General features: G+C 70.1%; 18 protein-coding genes. 7 read left to right on the forward strand and 11 right to left on the reverse strand.

Annotation, left to right across the window (positions count from 1 at the left end):
- Positions 1–109 precede the first annotated feature (109 nt).
- The 4 genes from K3769_RS17840 (at position 110) to K3769_RS17855 (ending at position 7,994) form a co-directional block, all read left to right on the forward strand.
- Entirely contained in the window at positions 110–1,198 is a 1,089-nt protein-coding gene (locus K3769_RS17840) for a branched-chain amino acid aminotransferase (RefSeq protein WP_267027407.1), read from the forward strand.
- Between the two features lie 369 nt (positions 1,199–1,567).
- Entirely contained in the window at positions 1,568–3,172 is a 1,605-nt protein-coding gene (gene cimA, locus K3769_RS17845) for a citramalate synthase (protein ID WP_267027408.1), read from the forward strand.
- Positions 3,173–3,504: 332 nt separating this feature from the next.
- A complete protein-coding gene (locus K3769_RS17850; protein WP_267027409.1) occupies positions 3,505–6,525 on the forward strand; it encodes a glycoside hydrolase family 3 protein in 3,021 nt (1,006 codons plus the stop codon).
- Between the two features lie 128 nt (positions 6,526–6,653).
- Positions 6,654–7,994: a hypothetical protein gene (locus K3769_RS17855; protein ID WP_267027410.1), complete on the forward strand. Its 1,341-nt coding sequence runs from the start codon at positions 6,654–6,656 to the stop codon at positions 7,992–7,994.
- Between the two features lie 133 nt (positions 7,995–8,127).
- Here the strand turns inward: K3769_RS17855 and K3769_RS17860 are convergent, their stop codons facing one another.
- The 3 genes from K3769_RS17860 to K3769_RS17870 form a co-directional block, all read right to left on the reverse strand.
- Positions 8,128–8,910 carry a serine protease gene (locus K3769_RS17860; protein WP_267027411.1) on the reverse strand — a complete coding sequence of 261 codons (783 nt, stop codon included), beginning with the start codon at positions 8,908–8,910 and terminating at the stop codon, positions 8,128–8,130.
- A gap of 155 nt (positions 8,911–9,065) precedes the next feature.
- A complete protein-coding gene (locus tag K3769_RS17865) occupies positions 9,066–9,560 on the reverse strand; it encodes an N-acetyltransferase (RefSeq protein WP_267027412.1) in 495 nt (164 codons plus the stop codon).
- A 77-nt stretch (positions 9,561–9,637) separates the two neighbouring features.
- Positions 9,638–10,246 (reverse strand): YceI family protein, encoded by a 609-nt coding sequence (locus K3769_RS17870; protein ID WP_267027413.1) that lies wholly within the window; start codon positions 10,244–10,246, stop codon positions 9,638–9,640.
- A 280-nt stretch (positions 10,247–10,526) separates the two neighbouring features.
- Between K3769_RS17870 and K3769_RS17875 the strand changes: the two genes are divergently transcribed.
- The 3 genes from K3769_RS17875 (at position 10,527) to K3769_RS17885 (ending at position 14,877) form a co-directional block, all read left to right on the forward strand.
- Positions 10,527–12,875, forward strand: coding sequence for a polysaccharide lyase 8 family protein (locus tag K3769_RS17875; protein ID WP_267027414.1), 2,349 nt, complete (start codon positions 10,527–10,529; stop codon positions 12,873–12,875).
- Between the two features lie 154 nt (positions 12,876–13,029).
- Positions 13,030–14,622, forward strand: a complete 1,593-nt coding sequence (locus K3769_RS17880) for an acyl-CoA carboxylase subunit beta (protein ID WP_267027415.1) — start codon at positions 13,030–13,032, stop codon at positions 14,620–14,622.
- 60 nt (positions 14,623–14,682) lie between these two features.
- Positions 14,683–14,877: an acyl-CoA carboxylase subunit epsilon gene (locus tag K3769_RS17885; RefSeq protein ID WP_267027416.1), complete on the forward strand. Its 195-nt coding sequence runs from the start codon at positions 14,683–14,685 to the stop codon at positions 14,875–14,877.
- A gap of 78 nt (positions 14,878–14,955) precedes the next feature.
- On the opposite strand, the gene K3769_RS17890 is transcribed toward K3769_RS17885, so the two are convergent.
- The 8 genes from K3769_RS17890 to K3769_RS17925 form a co-directional block, all read right to left on the reverse strand.
- Positions 14,956–15,921, reverse strand: coding sequence for an SGNH/GDSL hydrolase family protein (locus K3769_RS17890; RefSeq protein ID WP_267027417.1), 966 nt, complete (start codon positions 15,919–15,921; stop codon positions 14,956–14,958).
- 390 nt (positions 15,922–16,311) lie between these two features.
- The gene (locus K3769_RS17895) at positions 16,312–16,893 is read right to left on the reverse strand and encodes a GTP-binding protein (RefSeq protein ID WP_006375305.1); all 582 of its coding nucleotides are present in this window, start codon (positions 16,891–16,893) and stop codon (positions 16,312–16,314) included.
- A complete protein-coding gene (locus K3769_RS17900) occupies positions 16,874–17,455 on the reverse strand; it encodes a DUF742 domain-containing protein (protein ID WP_267027418.1) in 582 nt (193 codons plus the stop codon). Before K3769_RS17900 ends, K3769_RS17895 begins: the two co-directional genes overlap by 20 nt.
- 92 nt (positions 17,456–17,547) lie before the next feature.
- A complete protein-coding gene (locus K3769_RS17905; RefSeq protein WP_267027419.1) occupies positions 17,548–17,961 on the reverse strand; it encodes a roadblock/LC7 domain-containing protein in 414 nt (137 codons plus the stop codon).
- A 10-nt stretch (positions 17,962–17,971) separates the two neighbouring features.
- Positions 17,972–21,286: a sensor histidine kinase gene (locus tag K3769_RS17910; protein ID WP_267027420.1), complete on the reverse strand. Its 3,315-nt coding sequence runs from the start codon at positions 21,284–21,286 to the stop codon at positions 17,972–17,974.
- A gap of 383 nt (positions 21,287–21,669) precedes the next feature.
- Entirely contained in the window at positions 21,670–22,245 is a 576-nt protein-coding gene (locus K3769_RS17915) for a GTP-binding protein (RefSeq protein ID WP_055520027.1), read from the reverse strand.
- Positions 22,226–22,624: a DUF742 domain-containing protein gene (locus K3769_RS17920; protein ID WP_055520025.1), complete on the reverse strand. Its 399-nt coding sequence runs from the start codon at positions 22,622–22,624 to the stop codon at positions 22,226–22,228. The genes K3769_RS17915 and K3769_RS17920 overlap by 20 nt, the downstream gene beginning before the upstream one ends.
- Before the next feature lie 102 nt (positions 22,625–22,726).
- A complete protein-coding gene (locus K3769_RS17925; protein WP_055520031.1) occupies positions 22,727–23,140 on the reverse strand; it encodes a roadblock/LC7 domain-containing protein in 414 nt (137 codons plus the stop codon).
- Positions 23,141–23,142: the final 2 nt, after the last annotated feature.

Here is a 23,142-nt window from a genome sequence, read left to right on the forward strand (position 1 = left end):
AACGCGGAGCCGCGGAATGTGGGAATGCTCGGACGTCCTCACACTGGCCACTGGCAGTACAGGCGTGAGCGCGGCCCGTCACACACAACCGGTGAAGGACATACCACTCATGACGACGCCCACGATCGAGCTCAAGCCCTCGTCGACCCCGCTGTCCGCGGCGGACCGCGAGGCGATCCTGGCCAGCCCCGGATTCGGCCGCCACTTCACCGACCACATGGTGACGATCAAGTGGACGGAGGGCCGCGGCTGGCACGACGGCCAGCTCGTTCCGTACGGCCCGCTCTCCGTCGACCCCGCGACGAGCGTCCTGCACTACGCGCAGGAGATCTTCGAGGGACTGAAGGCCTACCGGCAGCCCGACGGCTCGGTCGCCACGTTCCGCCCGGACCGCAACGCCCTGCGCTTCCAGTCGTCCGCCCGTCGCCTGGCCATGCCCGAGCTGCCCGTGGAGACCTTCATCGAGGCCTGCGACGCGCTGGTCCAGCAGGACAAGGAATGGGTGCCGGCGCACGGCGGCGAGGAGTCGCTCTATCTGCGGCCGTTCATGTTCGCCACCGAGGTCGGTCTCGGGGTGCGGCCCGCGAACGAGTACCTCTTCATCGTCATCGCCTCGCCCGCCGGCGCGTACTTCCCGGGCGGGGTGCAGCCCGTCTCCATCTGGCTGTCCGAGGACCGGGTGCGGGCCGTCCCCGGCGGGATGGGGGACGCGAAGACCGGCGGCAACTACGCCGCGTCCCTGCTCGCGCAGGCGGAGGCCGCGGCGAAGGGCTGCGACCAGGTCTGCTACCTCGACGCGGTCGAGCACAAGTGGGTCGAGGAACTGGGCGGCATGAACCTGTACTTCGTGTACGGGGACAGGATCGTCACGCCCACCCTCAGCGGGTCCATCCTGGAGGGCGTCACCCGTGACTCGCTCCTCGCGGTCGCCCGGGACCTCGGCTACGGGTCCGAGGAGGCGCGGATCTCCAGTGACCAGTGGCGGCGTGACGCCGAGAACGGGACGCTCACGGAGGTGTTCGCGTGCGGCACGGCGGCGGTCATCACGCCGGTCGGCACGGTGAAGAGCGCTTCGGGTGAGTGGCAGCAGAGCGGGGGCGGGCCCGGCGAGGTCACCCTCAGGCTCCGCGAGGCGCTCCTGGACATCCAGCGGGGTGTGGCGGAAGACACCCACGCCTGGATGCACAACGTGGGCTGACACCCCGGACGCCTGAACCCACGTCCGGGGCGTACGCCACCCGCGGTGGACCACCGGTGATCAACCCAGTGCTCGCATCCTGAGACGGACGGTGAGCACGGCGGCGGTCTGTGCCAGACTGCCTCCGTGCTCTCGTTCGCCATGATTATTGGCAGCAGGCGCGCCGGTCCGCAGTGACCACCACGTACGACCAGGTACGGGTGGACACCGTCGTCTCGACCCGCGCGCAGACCTCTCGCACCCGCGAGGGGTTTTTCGCTTTTCTGGCCCACCCTCAGCCGGAGGCGAGAGCGCGAGGGACCATGTGGGGACGGCGGAGCCGGTCATTCCGGTACCGACCGAGATCTGATCCTCAGGAGCCTTGACACCATGACCGAAACCAGCGAGCTCGACGATTCGTTCCACGTCTTCGACACCACCCTGCGCGACGGCGCGCAGCGCGAGGGCATCAACCTCACCGTCGCGGACAAGCTGGCCATCGCACGGCACCTGGACGACTTCGGCGTGGGCTTCATCGAGGGCGGGTGGCCGGGTGCGAACCCGCGCGACACCGAGTTCTTCGCCCGGGCCCAGCAGGAGATCGACTTCAAGCACGCCCAGCTCGTCGCCTTCGGGGCCACCCGCAGGGCCGGCGGCAAGGCGAGCGAGGACCCGCAGGTCAAGGCGCTCGTCGAGTCCGGCGCACCCGTCGTCACGCTCGTCGCCAAGTCCCACGACCGGCATGTCGAACTGGCGCTGCGCACCACCCTCGAAGAGAACCTGGAGATGGTCCGCGACACCGTCTCCCACCTCCGCGCCGAGGGCCGCCGGGTCTTCGTCGACTGCGAGCACTTCTTCGACGGCTACCGGGCGAACCCGCAGTACGCGAAGGCCGTCGTACGGGCCGCCGCGGAGGCCGGCGCCGACGTCGTCGTCCTGTGCGACACCAACGGCGGCATGCTGCCCGCCCAGGTGCAGGCCGTCGTCGCCACCGTCCTCGCCGACACCGGCGCGCGGCTCGGCATCCACGCCCAGGACGACACGGGCTGCGCCGTCGCCAACACCCTCGCCGCCGTGGACGCGGGCGCGACCCACGTCCAGTGCACGGCGAACGGCTACGGCGAGCGCGTCGGCAACTCCAACCTCTTCCCGGTCGTCGCGGCCCTGGAGCTCAAGTACGGCAAGAAGGTCCTGCCCGCGGGCGCGCTGTCCGAGATGACGCGCATCTCGCACGCGATCGCCGAGGTCGTGAACCTCACCCCGTCCACGCACCAGCCGTACGTCGGTGTCTCGGCCTTCGCCCACAAGGCGGGCCTGCACGCCTCGGCCATCAAGGTCGACCCGGACCTCTACCAGCACATCGACCCCGAACTGGTCGGCAACACCATGCGGATGCTCGTCTCCGACATGGCGGGCCGCGCCTCCATCGAGCTCAAGGGCAAGGAGCTGGGCGTCGACCTCGGCGGCGACCGCGAGCTGATCGGCCGGGTAGTGAGCCGGGTCAAGGAGCGGGAGCTGCGGGGCTACACCTACGAGGCCGCGGACGCGTCCTTCGAACTCCTGCTGCGCGAGGAGGCCGAGGGCCGGGCCCGGACGTACTTCGACGTCGAGTCGTGGCGGGCCATCGTCGAGGACCGGCCCGACGGCAGCCACGCCAACGAGGCGACGGTGAAGCTCTTCGCCAAGGGCGAGCGGATCGTCGCCACGGCCGAGGGGAACGGGCCGGTCAACGCGCTCGACCGGGCGCTGCGGGTGGCTCTCGAAAAGCTCTACCCGCAGCTCGCCAGGTTGGAACTGGTCGACTACAAGGTCCGCATCCTGGAGGGCAAGCACGGTACGGAGTCCACGACGCGTGTCCTCATCTCCACCTCGGACGGGGCGGGGGAGTGGTCGACGGTCGGCGTCGCGAAGAACGTGATCGCGGCATCGTGGCAGGCGCTGGAGGACGCGTACACGTACGGCTTGCTGCGAGCGGGCGTCGAGCCGCCGGCGTAGCCCACCCCTTATTTCGCCCCCGCCGCCCCTACCCGTTCCCGTCCACGACTCGGGGGCGCTGCCCCCGAACCCCCTTTGTCCTCAAACGCCGGACGGGCTGAAAGATTCGCGGCCGGTCCGCGAATCTCCAGCCCGTCCGGCGTTTGAGGACGAGCGCGCAGCGCGATTACGGGGCGAGGGGGCGCAGCCCCATGCGTGGACGGGAACGGGAAGGGGCGGCGGGGCGGATTCGGTGGGGAAGGGTTGACGCCCTTGCGGGGCGTCAGTTAACTCACGGCGTGATTTAAGCCCCGCGAGATCACCCCGTCACCGCTTGAGCCGAGGGAAGGTCCATGCGAAGAACCGCCCTGCTCGTCTCCGCCACCCTGCTGACCGGTCTGCTGCCGTTCGCGGCAGCGGGTCCCGCCTCCGGCGCGGACGAACCCGCCCCCGTCCCCGTCGACAACTTCGAGGGCGAGATCCCGTTCGCGAACCCGCCCGCCGAGGGCATCTTCACCTGGGGCAGCGACGCGGACGATCCGCCCACGCTGCGGCTCGCTGCCCGCGACGACGCGCCGCAGGGCGACAAGGTCCTGGCCGGCACGTACGACATCAGCGGCTACGGAGGATTCACCCACGACTTCGCCTTCGCCGAGCCGGCCCACGACTGGTCGGCGAGCAAGGGAATCCGCTTCTGGTGGGACGGCCGCAACAACGGCAAGAAGGTCAACTTCGAGCTCAAGGACGGCGGCGCCAACGGCGAGGCCTCCGAGCTGTGGACGACGTCCTTCACCGACGACTTCACCGGCTGGAAGCAGCTGGAGATCCCGTTCACCGACTTCACCTACCGTACGGACTACCAGCCCGTCGGCGGCATCGACCAGGTCCTCGGACTCACCGAGACATGGGGCTACGCGCTCACGCTCCCGGTCGGCGTCAAGGACGAGTTCGCCATGGACGGCGTGGAGTTGTACGGCAAGGCCGACCAGGCGCTGAGGGCGAACGTCGTCACCGACGCCGCCGTGTACCCGGTGAAGGAGGGCCGCTCGGCCGCCGTGAAGATCACGGTCGCCACCACCGGCTCCGCGCCGATCGAGCAGCCCGTCACCGTCGCGTACGAGACGGCCGGCGGCACCGGCGAGTCCGGCAAGGACTACACCCCGGTCAAGGGCGAGCTGACCTTCCCGGCCGGTACGGCCTCGGGCGCCTCGCGGACGGTCACCGTGGCGACCCTGCGGGACAAGGCGGCCGAGAACGCCGAGACCGTCCCGCTGAAGCTGACGGTCACCGGCGCCAAGGCGCCCGCCGAGAACCCGCAGGTCGTCATCGACGCCCACGGACTCCCGTACCTCGACGCGAAGCTGCCGGTGCAGAAGCGGGTCGCCGACCTGCTGTCCCGGCTGTCCCTCGCGGAGAAGGCCGGCCAGATGACCCAGGCCGAGCGGGGCGCGCTCACCGCGCCGGGCGACATCGCCGCGTACGACCTCGGCTCGCTGCTCTCCGGCGGCGGCTCCACGCCGACCCCGAACACGCCCGCCGCCTGGGCCAGGATGATCGACGGCTTCCAGCTCCGGGCGCAGGCCACCCGCTTCCAGATCCCGCTCATCTACGGCGTGGACGCGGTGCACGGCCACAACAACCTCGTCGGCGCCACGATCCTGCCGCACAACATCGGCATCGGCGCCACCCGCGACCCGCAGGTCGCCCACGACGCGGGCAAGGTGACCGCGGCTGAGGTCCGCGCCACCGGCATCCCGTGGGACTTCGCGCCCTGCCTGTGCGTGGCGCGCGACGAGCGCTGGGGCAGGACGTACGAGTCGTTCGGTGAGGACCCGGCACTCGTCGAGTCGATGGAGACCGTCATCCAGGGCCTCCAGGGCGCGGCCGACGGCAGGGACCTGAGGAAGAACGACAGGGTCCTCGCCACCGCCAAGCACTTCGTCGGCGACGGCGGCACGGAGTTCGGCTCGTCCACGACCGGCTCGTACACGATCGACCAGGGCGTCACCAAGGTCACCCGGCAGCAGCTGGAGGCCGTCCACCTGGCTCCGTACCAGGACGCGGTGGACCGGGGCGTGGGCACGTTCATGCCGTCGTACTCCTCGCTGGACATCCTCGGTGACGGCAAGGGCGCGGTGAAGATGCACGCCCGCGCCGACATGCTGAACGGAGTCCTCAAGGGCCGCATGGGCTTCGACGGCTTCGTGATCAGCGACTGGCAGGCCATCGACCAGATCCCCGGCGACTACGCGAGCGACGTCCGTACGTCGATCAACGCGGGCCTCGACATGATCATGGTCCCGTACGCGTACAAGGACTTCCACACCACGCTCCTCGACGAGGTGCGGGCGGGGCGCGTGAGCGAGAAGCGGATCGACGACGCCGTCTCGCGCATCCTCACGCAGAAGTTCAAACTGGGCCTCTTCGAGAAGCCGTACGCCGACACGAGCGGCGCCTCGAAGATCGGCTCCGGCGAGCACCGGGCCGTGGCCCGCGAGGCCGCCGCCGAGTCGCAGGTCCTGCTGAAGAACGCGGGCGGCGTGCTGCCGCTGAAGAAGTCCCAGAAGGTGTACGTCGCCGGGTCCAACGCCGACGACATCGGCAACCAGACCGGCGGCTGGACCGTCACCTGGCAGGGCTCGTCGGGGGACATCACCGACGGGACGACGGTCCTGGAGGGGATGAAGGAGGCCGGCAGCTCGGTCACGTACTCGAAGGACGCCTCGGCGCCGACCGGCGGATACGACGTGGGTGTCGTGGTCGTCGGCGAGACCCCCTACGCGGAGGGCATCGGCGACGTCGGCAACGGCAACGACCTCGCACTGTCCGCGGCCGACAAGGCCGCCGTCGACACGGTGTGCGGCGCCATGAAGTGCGCGGTGCTCATCGTCTCCGGTCGGCCGCAGCTCATCGGCGACCAGCTCGGTGACATCGACGCGCTCGTCGCGTCCTGGCTGCCGGGCACGGAGGGCGACGGGGTCGCGGACGTGCTCTACGGGAAGCGGGCCTTCAGCGGGCAGCTGCCCGTGACCTGGCCGAAGTCCGAGGCACAGTTGCCGATCAACGTCGGCGACACGGCGTACGACCCGCAGTACCCGTACGGATGGGGGCTGACGACGCTCACGAAGGTGTCGTCGGGCGGGCTCGCGACGCTGAAGGGCCTCGCCGTCGCGGCCTCGCTCGCCGAGCGGGTCGGCTCGGAGAAGGCGGGGCGCGCGGTGGTCGCCAAGGCGCGGCTGCTCGTCCAGCAGAAGGTCGGGCAGGGGATCACGTCGGCGGTGGCCAAGCCGTTCGCCGACGCGGACCATCTGCTGCTCACGGGGAAGTACGCGCAGGCTGTGGCGAAGCTGACGGTCGCTTACAAGGCGGCCTGACCGGCCACCCGTCGGGTCGTGGACGTGTGTCCGCGGCCCGACGGGGGCCGGCCGCGCCCTTGAAGAAGCGCCCCGGCGCCAGAAGGTGTGGGCCGCCGAACGTGGCGGCCAGGAGTAGGTTCGGGGGTATGAGGGGCGTACTGGCACGAGGACTGGCCGTTTTCATGATCGCGTTCGCGGCGCTGGCCGCCGGGAGTACCGGCGCCGGCGCCGCCACCGACGTCTCGGCCGTCGCCGACGCGCTGCGCGAGAGTCCCGTGTACGTGGACCCGTCCATGGCCCGAGTCCTGTCGGAGGCGGACGCCGACGCCCTGGCCGCGCGGATCGAGAAGGCGGACAAGCCGCTGTTCGTCGCCGTCCTTCCCGGGGACTTCCCCACGGAGAACCTCTTCCAGAACCTGCGCACCGACACCGGTGTCACGGGCCTGTACGCGATCCGGCTCGGCTCCCGGTTCGACGCGAAGGCCGACTCCTCCGTCATGCCGAACGCCGCCGTGCGCAACCTGGTGACCAGTGTCCGGGGCGAGGACGCCCTGACCCAGCTGAACCACTTCACCGACAGGGCCCTCGCCAACGTCGGCGGCTCGGCGCCCGGCAGCTGGAGCGAGGGCGACGACGGCGTCGGCACCGGCGCCCTGATCGGCGTCGGCGCGGTCGTCGTGGCGGGCGGCGCGGGCGCGTACGCCCTCGTCAGGCGCAACCACCGCCGCAAGGAGGCGGAGCGGCGGGCCGCGCTCGACCGGCTGCGGGTCGTCGTGGAGGAGGACATCACCGCCTTCGGCGAGGAACTCGACCGGCTCGACTTCCACCCCGCGGAGGCCGGCGCGGACGACGCGATGCGCGCCGACTACGAGCGCTCCCTGGACGCGTACGACAAGGCGAAGTCCTTCATGGCCGCGGCCACCCGCCCCGAGGACGTGCGGGGCGTCACCCAGGCCCTGGAGGACGGGCGCTTCTCGCTGGCCGTGCTCGCCGCGCGCCGCGAGGGCAGGCCCGTTCCCGAGCGCCGGGCGCCCTGCTTCTTCGACCCGCGCCACGGTCCTTCGGTCGCCGACGCGACGTGGACGCCGGCGGGCGGAGCGCCCCGCGAGGTGCCCGTCTGCGCCGCCGACCAGGTCCGGTTGGCCGAGGGCACCGATCCCGCCGTGCGCGAGGTCGAAACGGAGCACGGGCGGCGGCCCTACTGGGACGCGGGCCCGGCGTACGGCCCCTGGGCGGGCGGCTACTTCGGCGGCGGCATCCTGCCCGGCCTCCTCGTCGGCACGGTGCTCGGCTCGATGATGGCCGGCCCGGCGTACGCGGCCGACTACGGCTCCGGTTACGGGGACTTCGGCGGCGGCGGGTACGAGGGCGGGGACGTGTCCGGGGCCGACTTCGACTCCGGTGACTTCAGCGGGGGCTTCGACGGCGGCGGTGGCGGTGGGGACTTCGGCGGCGGGGGCGGAAGCGACTTCGGCGGGGGCTTCTGAGCGGCGGTACGGCCACCGGCACGGAGCCGAGCGGCGTGGTCACCCGCCCGGACAGGGACACCCGTACGGGCCCGGCGCGATTCCGCTCGGCGCCGGGCCCGTGTGCGGCGTACCGCGGGGGTCTCCGTATGGGTCAGAGAGTCGCTGCCGCCGAGGCGATCGCGGACGCGAAGGTCGAGACCTCGCTGTAGACGCCGGGGGCGTTGGCGCGGGCGCAGCCTATGCCCCAGCTGACGATGCCGACCTGGATGAAGGCGCCGGCGTTGTCCTTGCGGAACATCGGGCCGCCGGAGTCGCCCTGGCAGGTGTCCACACCTCCGGCGGCGTAGCCGGCGCAGATCTCGTCACTCGCGACGAGGCCGCTGTACCCGCTGTACGAGCGGCAGGTGGCGTCGCTGACGAACGGCACGCCGGCCTTGAGCATGTAGCGCTGCTGGGCGCCGCCCTCGCTGGCCGAACCCCAGCCGGCGACGGTGAAGGTGCCGGAGTTGTACGCCGTGGTGGTGGCGATCGGCAGGGTCGGCTGGTTGATGGGCGTGGCGAGCTTGATGAGCGCCCAGTCCTTGCCGTTGCCGTTGTAGCCGGGGGCCCGGTAGATCTTGGTGGACTTGACCTGGACCCGGCCGGAGGTGGACTGCAGGTCCACGACCCCGGCGGTGGCGGTGATGCTCGTGTTGTTGCCGGTGGCGCCCACGCAGTGCGCGGCGGTGAGCACGATCTGCTGGGTGTAGAGCGCGCCGCCGCAGCCCATGGAGAGCCGGACCATGAAGGGGAACTCGCCCTGTGCGGCGCGGGTGCCGCCGACGACGGGCGCGGGCGCGGCCTGTGCGGAGGACAGGGGCTGAAGGCTGATGACCGCGAGGGTGGCGGCGCCGGCGACCGCGCATCTCTTGAGTGCCTTGAGGAGGTTCTTCAACGTGGGGCCTTCCGTGGGGGGTGGAAGTGACAGGCGCATGCCAAGTCGAACGGGAGAAGTTTCCGTTGTTCTCGTCATGAGCCGGTCAAGTTGTGTTGAAGGATTATGGGAACGCTGTGAGCGCCGCCACAAGGGGCGAAAACCGGCCGTTCATGTCAGGTGCGGTCCGGCAGGGCCAGCCATTCCTTCCACGACAGGTCCCGGCCGATGAATCGAGGCCGCTCGAAGGGCCACGCCTCGGCGATCCAGCGCGGCACGAAGGCGTCCAGGTCGCGCTCCAGATCGGTCCCCGCCTGCTCGTCGACGACCCACCAGGAGATCTCGGCGTCGGCTCCGGTCTTCTCCGGCGGGTCGATGTACACGCAGCCGTACTCGGTGGTCTCCGCCTCGTCGAACAGCACGTAGTTGAAGGACTCGTGCGCGTCGATCTCCGCCGCGTGCCGTTCGAGGTCGGCCTTGTTGGCCTCGTAGGTGATCGTGGCGGCGGGCCAGCCCCAGGCCTCGCCGAAGATCGACCACAGCCGCTCACGGGAGCCCATCACCGCGGGGTAGTCGAGCGCGGCGTCCGCGCCGGAGATCGGCCGCAGGTGCAGGCCGCTCGGCGCGTCCGCGCGGAGGGGGTGGGCGAAGTCGGTGGGCAGCCAGGTCATGCGGGGAGGCTAGCGTGCGGGGCGCCCGTCCCGCGCGGTTATTTCGGCCGGCGGTGACGGGGGTCGCAGCGTCCGGGTCAGGCCGCGTTCTTGATCGCCGAGATGTCGAACGTCAGCTTGATCTTGTCGGAGACCAGCACCCCACCCGTCTCGAGCGCCGCGTTCCACGTGAGCCCCCACGCGGAGCGCAGAATCTCGGCCTTGCCCTCGAACCCCACGCGCTCGTTGCCGAACGGGTCCTTCGCCGCCCCGTTGAACTCCAGGTCGATCGAGAGCGGCTTGGTGGTGCCGAGGATCGTCAGGTCACCGGTGATGCGGTAGTCGTCCCCACCGAGGGCCTCGGCCGAGGTGGACCGGAAGGTCATCGTGGGGAACTCCTCCGTCTTGAAGAAGTCCGCGCTCTTCAGGTGACCGTCACGGTCCTCGGAGCCGGTGCTGATGCTGTCCATCGTGACGTCGATGGAAGCGGTCGACTTCGCCGGGTCGCCACCGTCGAGGTGCAGGCTGCCGGTGAAGTCCTGGAAGCCGCCCTTGACGTTCGTGACCATGGCGTGGCGCGCCACGAAGCCGATCGTCGAGTGCGCGGGGTCGATCGTGTAGTCACCGGTCAGAGCGGCGAGGTCGGGGCTCACGGCGCCGGGCGTCGCGGATGCGGTGTCGGTGTCCTTGCGGCCGAAGATTCCCATGACTGGCTCCTTGGGGGGACGAGCTCCGGCCCTGCGCCGAAGCTGTTTAACGTTCAACTAGAGCGACCATAGACCTATTCCCTACGTGTTTCAACTGTGGTCGCGGCGTGTTGCCCCGGTTACGCCCGGTTGCCATTGGTCCACTCCCAAGGTGACCGGGCGACCCCCTGGTGGACACGTGCAGCGCTCGGGCACGATCACTCTGCTCCACCCGCACCTCCACCCCGACTCCCCACGCCCGAAACCATGACCGAAAACCAAGGCTCAGGAGGCTCAGGAGATGACTCCCGCCCGACGTACGGTCCTGCTGGCGGCGGCGCTCGCGTCGGCGGCCCCGCTCCTGGCGTCCGCCCCCGCCGCGCACGCGGCCGACGACGACCCGTACGACACGCTCCGCCGCCGGTGGCTGGAGATCGCCCTCGGCGCGGGGTACGATCCGGCCGCCGAGCCGTACGCGTCCCGCCTCGCCGAGACCGGCGAACTGGCCCGCGGCTTCCGGGCGTCCATGGCGCCGACGGCGAACTCGCTGTGGCCCGGCTACCCGTACGACCCGCCCGCCGGTGTCACCCAGAGCTACAGCAGGCTGTGGACGATGACGCAGGCGTACGTCCAGGAGGGGACCAGGTCCACCGGCGACGCGGGCCTGCTGGCCGACGTCCTGCGCGGCCTCGACCACCTCTCCGCCACCGTCTACAACCCCTCCACCACCCGCTACGGCAACTGGTGGGAGTGGCAGATCGGCAGCCCCCGCCTCCTCATGGACATCGTGGCCGCCCTGTCCGGCGAGCTGACGGACGCGCGGGTCGCCGCCGCCTGCGCCGCCGTCGACCACTTCGTCCCCGACAGCATGCTCGGCGACTACACCGGCACCTCGACCGGCGCCAACCGTGTCGACCTGTGCCGCTCCGTGGCCCTGCGCGGCATCCTCGGCCGCGTCCCCGGGAAGATCGCCCTCGCCCGGGACGCGCTCTCGCCCGTCTTCCCGTACGTCACCGAGGGGGACGGGCTCTACGCCGACGGGTCGTTCGTCCAGCACACCTGGGTCGCGTACTCGGGAACGTACGGGCAGGTCATGCTCGACGGGCTCGGCCGCCTCTTCGCGCTGCTCGCCGGTTCGACGTGGGAGGTGACCGATCCCGGCCGGCAGATCATCCTCGACAGCGTGGAGAAGGCGTACGCGCCGCTGATCCACGACGGGCTGATGATGGACAGCGTCAACGGCCGTGCCATCAGCCGGGGTTACCTCAAGAGCGACGACCGGCAGGTCATGCGCGGCGACCACTTCCACGGGCAGGCGCTGATCGCCGCGATCGCGCTCCTGGCGCAGGGCGCGAGCGCGGCGGAACGCGACCGTTGGCAGGGGCGGATCAAGGGCTGGATCGAGCGGGACACCGTCACGCCGATCCTGACGGCGAGGCAGTTCGGCGTCGCCGACCTGGCCCGTCTGCACGCCGTCGCCGACTCGGCCCTCCCTGCCGCCCCCGAACCGCCCGGTCACCAGCTCTTCGCGGCCATGGACAGAGCGGTCCACCGGGGCGCAGGCACCGGCAGCGGAAGGGGCCCCGGCTTCACCGCCAACATCTCCATGGCGAGCGAGCGGATCGCGTACTACGAGTGCGGCAACGGCGAGAACCCGCGCGGCTGGCACACCGGCGCCGGAATGCTCTACTGGTGGGCCGGCGGAAGCCGCTCCGACCAGTACACGGACTGGTTCTGGCCGACCGTCGACTGGTACCGGCTGCCCGGCACGACCGTCTCCACCAAGCGGCTCGCCGACCGGGCGGGCGGCGAGTGGGGTGAGCCCAAACCAGCGGCGCGCTGGGTCGGCGGCACCACGGACGGCGAGTTCGCGGCGGTCGGACAGCACTTGCCGGGCCTCGGCTCGACCCTCCAGGCCCGCACATCGTGGTTCTGCCTCGACGACGCGATCGTCTGCCTCGGCGCGGGCATCACCGCAACGGACGGCGTCCCGGTCGAGACGATCGTCGACAACCGGAACCTGGGGGAGGGCGGCACACAGCGTCTCGTACGCGGACCCGGGTGGGCGCATCTGGAGGACCACGGAGGCTGGATCATCCTGGACGGACAGGAACCGCGCACCCTCCGCGAGGACCGCACCGGCGCCTGGTCCGACATCAACACCACCTCCACCACCGAACGCCGGACCCGCCGCTGGCAGACGCTCTGGCTCGACCACGGCACGGACCCGGTGGACGCCACGTACGCCTACGCCGTGCTGCCCGGTGCCTCGCGCCGCACGGTCGCCGCCCGCGCCGCCGACCGGCACCGGCTGTCGGTCCTCGCCAACGACTCCGGCCGTCAGGCGGTCTCCGTACCGGCGCTGGGGCTGCTCGCGGCGAACTTCTGGCGCCCGGGAACGGCCGGCCCGCTCACCGCCACGGCCCCCGCGAGCGTGCTCGTACGCCGCCGGGGCGGGACCGCGACCGTCTGCGTGAGTGAGCCGCCGCGTACCGGCGAGGCTCTGGAGATCGTCTGGGACCGGCCCGTACGCGGGGCCGTGCGCGCGGACCCGGGCGTCGAGGTGCTGGCCACCGGACGCCGGCTGCGGCTGCGGATCACTCCAGGGACGGTATGCGCATCGCTGGAGTGTGAGGTGACTCTCAGCTGAGCGCTTTGTACGACCCCTACAAGCCAAAGGCCCTCTGAGCAGTCGGATCGCCTGCACGCCGGGAGGGTTCTGTTCAGGGCTACCAGTAAAACGGGCCGGAGACTGTACGGAGTCGACGGCCCGCTTTCCTTGGTGGACTTCGTAAGGTCACTACATGACCGTTTTGGACGAGACCGAATCCTTGGCCGACGAACCCGCGGATGCCCGTGGGCGCGTGGCCGAGCTGCAGGCGATCCGTGCGGAGGCTCTTCGCGGACCCAGCGACAAGGCGACCGCGGCGCAGCACGCCAAGGGCAAGCTGACCTCCCGGGAGCGGATCGAGCTGCTGCTGGACGAAGGCTCGTTCAACGAGGTCGAGCAGTTGCGGCGGCACCGGGCGACCGGCTTCGGCCTGGAGTCCAAGAAGCCCTACACGGACGGTGTGATCACCGGCTGGGGCACGGTCGAGGGCCGCACGGTCTTCGTGTACGCCCATGACTTCCGTATCTTCGGCGGCGCGCTGGGCGAGGCCCACGCCACGAAGATCCACAAGATCATGGACATGGCCATCGCGGCCGGCGCGCCCCTGGTCTCGCTCAACGACGGCGCGGGTGCCCGTATCCAGGAGGGTGTCTCGGCGCTCGCCGGATACGGCGGCATCTTCCAGCGCAACACCCGCGCCTCCGGCGTCATCCCGCAGATCTCCGTGATGCTCGGCCCGTGCGCGGGCGGCGCGGCCTACAGCCCCGCCCTCACCGACTTCGTCTTCATGGTCCGCGAGACCTCGCAGATGTTCATCACCGGACCGGACGTCGTCAAGGCGGTCACCGGCGAGGAGATCACCCAGAACGGCCTCGGCGGCGCGGACGTCCACGCCGAGACGAGCGGCGTGGCGCACTTCGCGTACGACGACGAGGAGACCTGCATCGCGGAGGTCCGCTACCTCCTGTCGATGCTCCCGCAGAACAACCGTGAGAACCCGCCGGCCACCGAGTCCGAGGACCCGGCGGACCGCCGCTCCGACGTGCTCCTGGACCTGGTGCCGGCGGACGGCAGCCGGCCGTACGACATGACCAAGGTCATCGAGGAGCTCGTCGACGACGGCGACTACCTGGAGATCCACGAGCGCTGGGCCCGCAACATCATCTGCGCCCTCGCGCGGCTCGACGGCCAGGTGGTGGGCATCGTCGCCAACCAGCCGCAGGCGCTGGCGGGCGTGCTGGACATCGAGGCGTCGGAAAAAGCGGCGCGTTTCGTCCAGATGTGCGACGCTTTTAACATCCCGATCGTCACGCTGCTGGATGTGCCGGGCTTCCTGCCCGGTGTCGACCAGGAGCACGGCGGAATCATCCGCCACGGCGCGAAGCTGCTGTACGCGTACTGCAACGCGACCGTGCCGCGGATCTCCCTGATCCTGCGCAAGGCCTACGGCGGCGCGTACATCGTCATGGACAGCCAGTCCATCGGCGCCGACCTCACCTACGCCTGGCCGACCAACGAGATCGCCGTGATGGGCGCGGAAGGCGCCGCGAACGTCATCTTCCGCCGCCAGATCGCGGAGGCGGAGGACCCCGAGGGGATGCGGGTGCGCATGGTCAAGGAGTACAAGGCCGAGCTGATGCACCCCTACTACGCGGCCGAGCGCGGCCTGGTCGACGACGTCATCGACCCCGTCGAGACCCGCGAGATCCTCATCCGCTCCCTCGCGATGCTGCGCACCAAGCACGCGGACCTGCCCTCCCGCAAGCACGGAAACCCGCCGCAGTAGTAACGCGGCGGACCCATCGCGGCAATCCCGCGTACCTCTCTCTCACGGAGACTGACACTTATGGACATGCCTGATATCCGCGTCGAGAAGGGCCACGCCGAGCCCGAGGAAGTAGCCGCGGTCACCGCGCTCATCCTGGCCCGCGCGGCCTCCGCGCCCGCCGAGGCGCCGGCCCACCGCGGCCACCCGAAGGCCGGCTGGCGCCGCCTGGAGCGCACCCCCGGCTTCCGGGCCCCGCACTCCTGGCAGGGCTGAGCCCTCAGCGCGTTCGATCGCCGGACCGGTTCCATGAGGAACCGGTCCGGCGATCGCTGTTTCCGGGCCCCGGACCGCTCAGCCGAGGCTGTTCAGCATCGCCTCTTCGACATGGTCGGCCGCGTTGCGGTGGCCGAGGGCGTTGGGGTGGACGAAGGACAGCTGGTCGGGAAGAGTGACGAAGCCCTCGACCCACTTGGCGTCGTCGCAGACGCTGTGGTCACGGGATGAGTCGTAGAGGTCGACGAAGGTCGCGGCCTCCTGAGTGCCGGTCGACCTCTCGATGGTCCGGTTGAGCGGTTCCAGGACGTCCTGACGCAGCCAGTCAAGGTCGCCCCGGGTGATGGTGCCGAACTTCGTCAGGTCGCCGTAGCCGCACTTGCCGGTGTCCCCGGGGACGATGGTGGGGTAGCCGACGGTCAGGATCTTCGCGTGCGGGGCGCGCTCGTGCAGCACGGTGAGCATGCGATCGTACTCCTCGCCCACCCTGTTCAGCCGGGCCGGTACGCCGTCGGCGAGCGCCTCCCTGCACGGGCTGCCGTCCCCGCCGCTCTCGCCGCCCAGCTGCGTGCACTGCGCGAGAAGCTCGCCGAAGCCGACGCTGTTGCCGCCCACGCCGACGGTGATCACGTCGGTGCCGGGGCCCACCGCGGCGGACTGCGGAGGTACCGGGGGGAACGGGTAGTCCGGGTCCTCGGAGAGGGGCGGCAGGTGACGGCCGATCGGGTACTGGGGCGTGTCGGTGACATTCTCGACGGTGGCGGCGCCGCAGGTGACATTGGTCAGGTCGAAGAGCGAACCGAGGTCGCGGTCGATGACCTGGGGATAGGACCGGTCGGTGCGGTCGCAGCCGTCCCGGGGGTACTCGAAGAGGTCGCCGGCGGCCTGGATGACCCCGGCGCTGTAGGAGTCACCGAGGGCGACCCACTGGCGGTCCGCGGCGGCGGCGGGCTGTGCCCCGGCGAACTGCGCGGGGACAAGGGCGCCTGCGGCGAGAGCTGCGGCCGAGCCGAGCAGGGCCAGTCGAGTACGGAAGCGAGCCACGAATCCTCCAGGATCACGGTGTCGGCGTCGCTTTGACCATAAGGAGACCGTCACTCAAAGCACTAGATCCATTACGGACGGTCATGCGTGAAGGGTGGGGTGCGTCTCTGTGGGTGACCGGGTCGCGGCGTGTCGACCTCTCGCCTTCCGGCGGCGACCGCTCGGAGGCGAGATCTGCCCGGTGGAGGGGGATTTCTGACCGGATGGGGGAGTCCGGCCGGACGTACGGCCTCTCGGTGGCTGTCTTGTTCTCGATCAGCCGACGACCCGTCGCCGCCGTGCGCGACCCGGACGCACTCGGGGCCCGGACGCACTCGGCGACCCGGACGCACTCGGGGGCGGCAGCCGGTGCACGGCTGCCGCCCCCGATCGGAGCTCAAAGAGACCCGACTACCGCAGCCGCGCCATCAGCGCGTGCTCCACCAGCGTGATCAGCGCCGACTTCGCGTCGGCGCGATGCCGCGCGTCCGTCGTGATGATCGGGGTGTCGGGGCCGATCTGCAGGGCCTCGCGGACCTCGTCCGGGTTGTACGGCTGGCTGCCGTCGAAGCCGTTGAGGGCGATGACGAACGGCAGTCCGCTGTTCTCGAAGTAGTCGACCGCCGGGAAGCAGTCGGCGAGGCGGCGGGTGTCCACGAGCACGATCGCGCCGATCGCGCCGCGTACCAGGTCGTCCCACATGAACCAGAAGCGGTCCTGGCCGGGCGTACCGAAGAGGTACAGGATCAGGTCCTGGTCCAGGGTGATACGGCCGAAGTCCATGGCCACCGTCGTGGTGGTCTTGTCCCCGGTGTGGGTGAGGTCGTCGATGCCCGCCGAAGCGGACGTCATCACGGCCTCGGTACGCAGCGGGTTGATCTCCGAGACGGCCCCGACGAACGTGGTCTTGCCCACGCCGAAGCCGCCCGCCACCACGATCTTCGCGGACGTGGTGGAGCGGGAAGGCCCTCCGCTAGAGCTTGCGAAGTCCACTGAGCACCCTTTCGAGCAAAGTCACGTCTGGCTGACCGCCGGCGTTCTCGTCGCCGCCGGGCTGATGAATGGCGACCAGGCCCGCCTCCGCCAAGTCGGCGACAAGGATCCTGGCCACACCGAGAGGGATCGTCAGCAGGGCCGAGATCTCGGCCACCGACTTGATCTCTCGGCAGAGGTTGCAGATGCGCTGATGCTCGGGCAACTGGCCCTGCATCTGGTGCGGCTGCGCTGTGGTGTGCACCAGCGCCTCGATGGCGAGCTGGTATCGCGGCCTGGTACGGCCGCCCGTCATCGCGTAGGGGCGGACCAGCGGATTGCTGGCGCTCCCCGCGGGGGACGGTTCGGGCGAGCGCCGCTGCGGCTGCACGGGCTGGATGCGCGGCGCCGACGGCTGGTCGTAAGGAGAGGGACCCGGACCCTGGGGAGAGTACGGCTGCTGGCGTCGGGGGCTCGGTGCGGAGGGGAAGTTGTAACGGTTCGGCGAACCGTCGCCGCCCTGGCCCTGGCCGGGGCCGTAGGACCAGTTGCCCGAAGACGAACCGCCTGGGGGTGTTGCCACTTTCTCCTCCTCCGAATGTGCCGGGCCCATCAATATGGAGCCGCGTCCCGAAACCTTACGGCCACGGGACGCCAAAACGCATCGCTTGTCTGCTAGTTGAGAAGGCTCCCCTGAAGCTCGGCACGCAGATCCGGCGTGAGGACCGTACCGGCACGATCGACCAGAAGGGCCATCTCGTACCCAACGAGACCGATGTCCGCTTCCGGATGTGCGAGAACCGCGAGCGAGGAACCGTCGGAAATGGACATGAGGAAGAGGAATCCCCGCTCCATCTCCACAACCGTCTGATTCACCTGCCCGCCTTCGAAGATGCGGGACGCGCCCGCGGTGAGTGAGGTCAGGCCCGACGCGACGGCCGCCAGCTGGTCGGCACGGTCACGCGGGAAACCGTCGGACATCGCCAGAAGGAGTCCGTCGGCGGAGACCACCACGGTGTGGGACACCCCGGGGGTGTTGTCCACGAAGTTGGTGATCAACCAGTTCAGGTTCTGTGCCGCCTGGCTCATCGGGCTCACACTAACGCTCCTGGTTGTAGGTGCTGTCAGGACCACCATGCTGGTTCCTGGAGGCCTGACCGTTCGTTTCACTGCTTGCATCTCGGCCCCGCTGCACGCCGCGACGCAGGTTGCTCAGCCTGCCCCGGACGTCCTCGGGAGCGCGGGAGACCTGGGGGCCGCCCTGTGGGGTCGATTCCGCGGTGCCCTCGACCAGATTGGCCTTGGGTACCCGCCGCGGCAGGCCGGAGGAGGTGACCCCGCCCGCCTTGGGCTGCTTCAGCGCTTCGGCCCGGTGCCACATCTGGTCGTTGTTCGACCGCCAGTCGCCCTTGCCGCCGGTGCCGTTGCTGCCGCCGCCGTTGCTGTCGTTGTTCGCGAAGGGTGCCGGTGACTCCTGGCCCGCGGACTGCTTGCCGACCGCGGTGGCTCCGCGGCGGGGAAGTCCGGCGTCGGTGGTTCCGCGGCGCGGAAGCCCGGCGTCGGTGAGCTCGGGGGCGCCGGAGGAAACCGGTCCCGGAGCATCGAAGCCTACGCTGTCCGGCCCGGCCGCCTCAGCGGTCTGCGCGGACTCGGCCTGGGGAGCGTACTCGGCGGGGAAGCCGTTCGTGTACGCGTCCTGCTCCGGCCAGTCGTCCTGGTAGGGCTGCTCCTGGAAGGGCGGGAACGCCTCCTGCCCTGCGGCCGGGTCCGGCTGCTGCCCGCCCTGGCCCGGCTCCGCGTAGGCACCTTCCTGATAGCCGCCGGCCTGCGGGAAGTACGTCTCGTCGTACGACGTCTGCTGCTGTCCCTCGTACGACGTCTGCTGGTCGTAGGCGGGAGCGTCGGTGTACGCGGGCGTCTCGGTGTATGCCGCCGCCGTGTCGTCGAACGCGGGCTGCCCGTTCTCGTACCCCTGGCCGCCGTTCTCGTAGGCCTGCTGCGGGTCGAACTCGCCCTGGAAGGACGGAGCCTCGGCCTCGGGGTCGTGCGTCTGGGCCTCCAGCGCCGCGCGGCGCTCCTCCCGCATGAGGGAGCGGCCCACCGGGTCCAGCTCACGTATGTCGTCCGGGACCTCGGGGTTGTAGCGGCTGTCGTCGAAGCCCAGTTCGGCGGCCGTGCGCAGGGCAGGCTGGGCGCTCTGGAACTCCTCGCCCCCGAAGGGCGACGGCTGCTGCTGCTCGGGCCCCGGGATGATCTGCGAGACCGTGAAGTCGTCGCGCTGCACCTGGTAGTCGCCGCCGCCACCGTGGGTGATGGCGTCGGGGAGCATGACGAGCGAGGTCGTGCCGGCCTGCTCGCCCGAGGGGCGCAGCTGGACGCGGATGCCGTGCCGGTCGGACAGCCGGCCGACCACGAACAGGCCCATGCGCTGCGAGATCGCGGCGTCCACGGTCGGCGGGTTGGCCAGCTTGTGGTTGATGTCCGCGAAGTCCTCGGCGGTGAGGCCGATGCCCTTGTCGTGGATCTCGACCATGATGCGGCCGTCCGGCAGCCGGGTCGCGGTGACGCGGACCTTGGTCTGCGGGGACGAGAACGTGGTGGCGTTCTCCAGCAGCTCGGCGAGCAGGTGCACGAGGTCGGTGACGGCACGGCCGTGGATCTCGGCCTCCGGCACACCGGACAGCTCGATGCGCTCGTACTGCTCCACCTCGGAGGAGGCGGCACGCAGCACGTCGACCAGCGGGACCGGCTGGTCCCAGCGGCGGCCCGGCTCCTCGCCGGCGAGGACCAGGAGGTTCTCGCCGTTGCGGCGCATACGGGTCGCGAGGTGGTCCAGGCGGAAGAGGTTCTCCAGCTGGTCCGGATCGGCCTCGTTGTTCTCCAGGTCGGTGATGAGGGTCAGCTGGCCCTCGATCAGGGACTGGTTGCGGCGCGACAGGTTGGTGAAGATCGCGTTGATGTTGCCCCGCAGGAGCGCCTGCTCGGCGGCGAGCCGGACGGCCTCGCGGTGGACCTGGTCGAAGGCGCGGGCGACCTCGCCGATCTCGTCCGTGGTGTTGATCGGGATGGGCTGGACACGGGTGTCCACCCGGCCCGGGTCGGTGCGCGAGAGCTGGTCGACCAGCATCGGCAGGCGCTGCTCGGCCACGCCGAAGGCAGCGTTGCGCAGCTGGCGCATCGAGCGGCTCATCTGGCGGGCCACCATGCCGGCCAGGATGAAGGCGGCGAGCAGGGCGATGACGACCGCGGCACCGGTGATGAAGGCGTCACGCTTGGCGTCGGAGGCGATGGTCGAGGCCTCGGACACGGCCTTGTCGCCGAGGTCCGCCTCGATGGTGCGGTAGGCGTTGTACTTGGCGGTGTTGACCGCCCACCAGTTCTGGGCGGTGATGCCCTTGTCGGCGAGCGCCACCCGGGCACTGGCGTCGGTCGTCGCGAGGGTGCCGATACCGCTGACCATGGCGGTGTCGCCGGACGGCGGCGGGACATACGTCTGCCCACGGGCCGCGGCGGCCTCCGCGGCCTCCTTGGCCTGCGCCGCGCCCTCGGTCTGGATCCGCTTCTTGGCCTGCTCCAGCTTGGCGGCGTCGCTCTCCGTACCACCGCCGATGTACTCCTCGACGGCGATGCCTTCGAGGTAGGCGTACGAGGTGAGGGCGACGCGCTGCTTGGCCAGGCTCTCCTCGGAGGGCCCCGGCTTGATCAGCAGATGGGTGCCGATGGAGCGCTGGAGCGAGAGAGCGGCCTTGGAGAGGGAGATCGCGTAGACCGTACGGCCGTAGCTGGTGATGTTTCCGGTGCCCAGACCGAGTTCGTTGGCGAACTCCATCAGCGGGTGCTGGATCTCGACGTAACCCTCTTCGGTCTCCACGCCCTTGAGCTTGGAGGTGTACGCGGCGGCGCGCAGGGCGGTGAGCTTGGGTTCCTGCTCACGGAAGATTCCGAGCCGGCGTTCGAGTCCGGCCTTGGCCGGCATGTTCTTGGCGGCCTCGTTGAAGGCGACGGCCGCGGCGTCGGTCTCACGGCGGGCCTTGACGACGGTCGCGTCCTTCTCGCCCTTGCCCTCCAGCAGGGGGGCGGCCGTGATGTCGCGCTCGGAGTACAGCTTGTCGCCGTAGGTCAGGGCGGCGCGGACCAGGCGCGCGGTGTTCTCCGCGTCCTCGGCCTCCCGCCAGGTGTCGATCGAGCTCTTCACCTGGAAGCCGCCCATGACGAGGCCGACGACCACGGGTATGAGCAGGATGGCATTCAGTCTGGTCGGTACGCGCCAGTTACGCGGAGAAAGACGGCCCCCGCCGGAGGGGGGTGGGGCCGTCGGCTCCGAGCCGGGCACATGTGCGGGTGCCGCTCCGCGCGGCGGCGGGGTGAAGTTGCCCCGTGCCGACGGCTCGGGACCGTTCTTGCTTCGCCTCACTCGACCAACAACCTCTCGGCTCGGCACCTTCGTCGTGCCGCGTGTGTCTTCCGGCCCTTACTACTGGGCAGTTCTGGCATTCCAGCACGTCAGTGTGTGCACGTCCAAACACTCGGAACCAAAGATTCCGGGTGAGGTGAGTCGCGAATAAAACGGAACATAAAGAACGAGCCCCGCCAAAAGGCGGGGCTTTTGTGAGCACAGCGGCATCAGGCGACCGCGTCGCGTGGCGGCACCACTCGATATCTCTGTCGAAACGTTATGAACACCGAGGCCGACCGTGTCAAACGACACAGCCGGCTCCAATGCGTCTACGACAACTTCTGTACGGCGTTGCCGACTTGGGTGCCGAGCCTCCAGGAGCGCCATTCTCCGGGCGCCCCCTACCGCAGGCGCGCCATCAAGGCGTGCTCGACGAGCGTGATCAGAGCACTCTTGGCGTCCGAACGATGGCGGGCGTCCGTCGTGATGATCGGGGCGTCGGGCCCGATCTGCAGAGCCTCGCGAACCTCTTCGGGAGTGTAGGGCTGATGCCCGTCGAAGCCGTTGAGGGCGATGACGAACGGCAGTCCGCTGTTCTCGAAGTAGTCGACCGCCGGGAAGCAGTCGGCCAGGCGGCGGGTGTCGACCAGCACCACGGCGCCGATCGCGCCGCGCACCAGGTCGTCCCACATGAACCAGAAGCGGTCCTGACCCGGTGTACCGAAGAGGTACAGGATCAGGTCCTGGTCCAGGGTGATACGGCCGAAGTCCATGGCCACCGTGGTGGTGGTCTTGTCTCCGGTGTGGGTGAGGTCGTCGATGCCGGCGCTCGCGGACGTCATCACGGCCTCGGTGCGCAGCGGGTTGATCTCGGAGACGGCACCCACGAACGTGGTCTTGCCGACGCCGAAACCACCCGCCACTACGATCTTCGCGGAGGTGGTCGCCCGCCCTCCGTCAGAGCTTGCGAAGTCCACTGAGCACCCTTTCGAGCAGTGTCACGGCCGGGGCGCCACCATTGCTCTCGTCGCCACCGGGCTGGTGGATCGCGACGAGTCCGGCTTCCGCGAGGTCCGCGACAAGAATCCGTGCCACGCCCAGGGGCATGGAGAGCAGAGCCGAGACCTCGGCCACCGACTTGACTTCACGGCAGAGGTGGCAGATCCGCTGGTGCTCGGGGAGCAGCCCCATGAGCGCTGCCGGATCGGCCGTGGTGCTGATCAGTGCCTCTATGGCGAGCTGGTAGCGCGGCCGGGTCCGGCCGCCGGTCATCGCGTACGGACGTACCAGCGGCTGGTCGCCCTCATCCTCGTACGAATGAGCGTACGGATCATGAGAAGCGGTGGGCGGGGTCATGGATCCTCCGGGCGGGACAGCAAGTCGGTCAGTCGTGCCGTCTGACGGGGCCGGTGGGGGGAGGGCGGCCGGACGGTTTTTTCTACATTCGGTAGAACCTTGCTAGTGGAGCAGGCTGCCCTGGAGCTCTGCCCGCAGATCCGGTGTGAGCACTGCGCCCGCACGGTCCACCAGCAGAGCCATCTCGTAGCCGACGAGGCCGATGTCGCAGTCCGGGTGGGACAGGACAGCGAGGGAGGACCCGTCCGAGATGGACATCAGGAAGAGGAAACCCCGTTCCATCTCGACGACCGTCTGGGCCACTGTGCCGCCCTCGAAGATGCGTGAGGCACCGGCGGTCAGGGACGTGAGTCCGGAGGCGACGGCCGCGAGCTGGTCGGCGCGGTCGCGCGGGAAGCCCTCGGACATCGCCAGAAGGAGTCCGTCGGCGGAAACGACGACGGTGTGGGACACCCCGGGGGTGTTGTCAACGAAGTTGGTGATCAACCAGTTGAGGTTCTGTGCCGCCTGGCTCATCT

The organism is Streptomyces ortus (assembly GCF_026341275.1).
GTDB lineage: Bacteria > Actinomycetota > Actinomycetes > Streptomycetales > Streptomycetaceae > Streptomyces > Streptomyces ortus.

What these genes read in the sequence shown, in the direction of transcription:
- K3769_RS17840 (WP_267027407.1), top strand. Translation starts at nt 110, where the DNA reads ATGACGACGCCCACGATCGAGCTCAAGCCCTCGTCGACCCCGCTGTCC.
- cimA (WP_267027408.1), top strand. Translation starts at nt 1,568, where the DNA reads ATGACCGAAACCAGCGAGCTCGACGATTCGTTCCACGTCTTCGACACC.
- K3769_RS17850 (WP_267027409.1), top strand. Translation starts at nt 3,505, where the DNA reads ATGCGAAGAACCGCCCTGCTCGTCTCCGCCACCCTGCTGACCGGTCTG.
- K3769_RS17855 (WP_267027410.1), top strand. Translation starts at nt 6,654, where the DNA reads ATGAGGGGCGTACTGGCACGAGGACTGGCCGTTTTCATGATCGCGTTC.
- K3769_RS17865 (WP_267027412.1), bottom strand. Translation starts at nt 9,560, where the DNA reads ATGACCTGGCTGCCCACCGACTTCGCCCACCCCCTCCGCGCGGACGCG.
- K3769_RS17870 (WP_267027413.1), bottom strand. Translation starts at nt 10,246, where the DNA reads ATGGGAATCTTCGGCCGCAAGGACACCGACACCGCATCCGCGACGCCC.
- K3769_RS17875 (WP_267027414.1), top strand. Translation starts at nt 10,527, where the DNA reads ATGACTCCCGCCCGACGTACGGTCCTGCTGGCGGCGGCGCTCGCGTCG.
- K3769_RS17880 (WP_267027415.1), top strand. Translation starts at nt 13,030, where the DNA reads ATGACCGTTTTGGACGAGACCGAATCCTTGGCCGACGAACCCGCGGAT.
- K3769_RS17885 (WP_267027416.1), top strand. Translation starts at nt 14,683, where the DNA reads ATGGACATGCCTGATATCCGCGTCGAGAAGGGCCACGCCGAGCCCGAG.
- K3769_RS17905 (WP_267027419.1), bottom strand. Translation starts at nt 17,961, where the DNA reads ATGAGCCAGGCGGCACAGAACCTGAACTGGTTGATCACCAACTTCGTG.
- K3769_RS17920 (WP_055520025.1), bottom strand. Translation starts at nt 22,624, where the DNA reads ATGACCCCGCCCACCGCTTCTCATGATCCGTACGCTCATTCGTACGAG.
- K3769_RS17925 (WP_055520031.1), bottom strand. Translation starts at nt 23,140, where the DNA reads ATGAGCCAGGCGGCACAGAACCTCAACTGGTTGATCACCAACTTCGTT.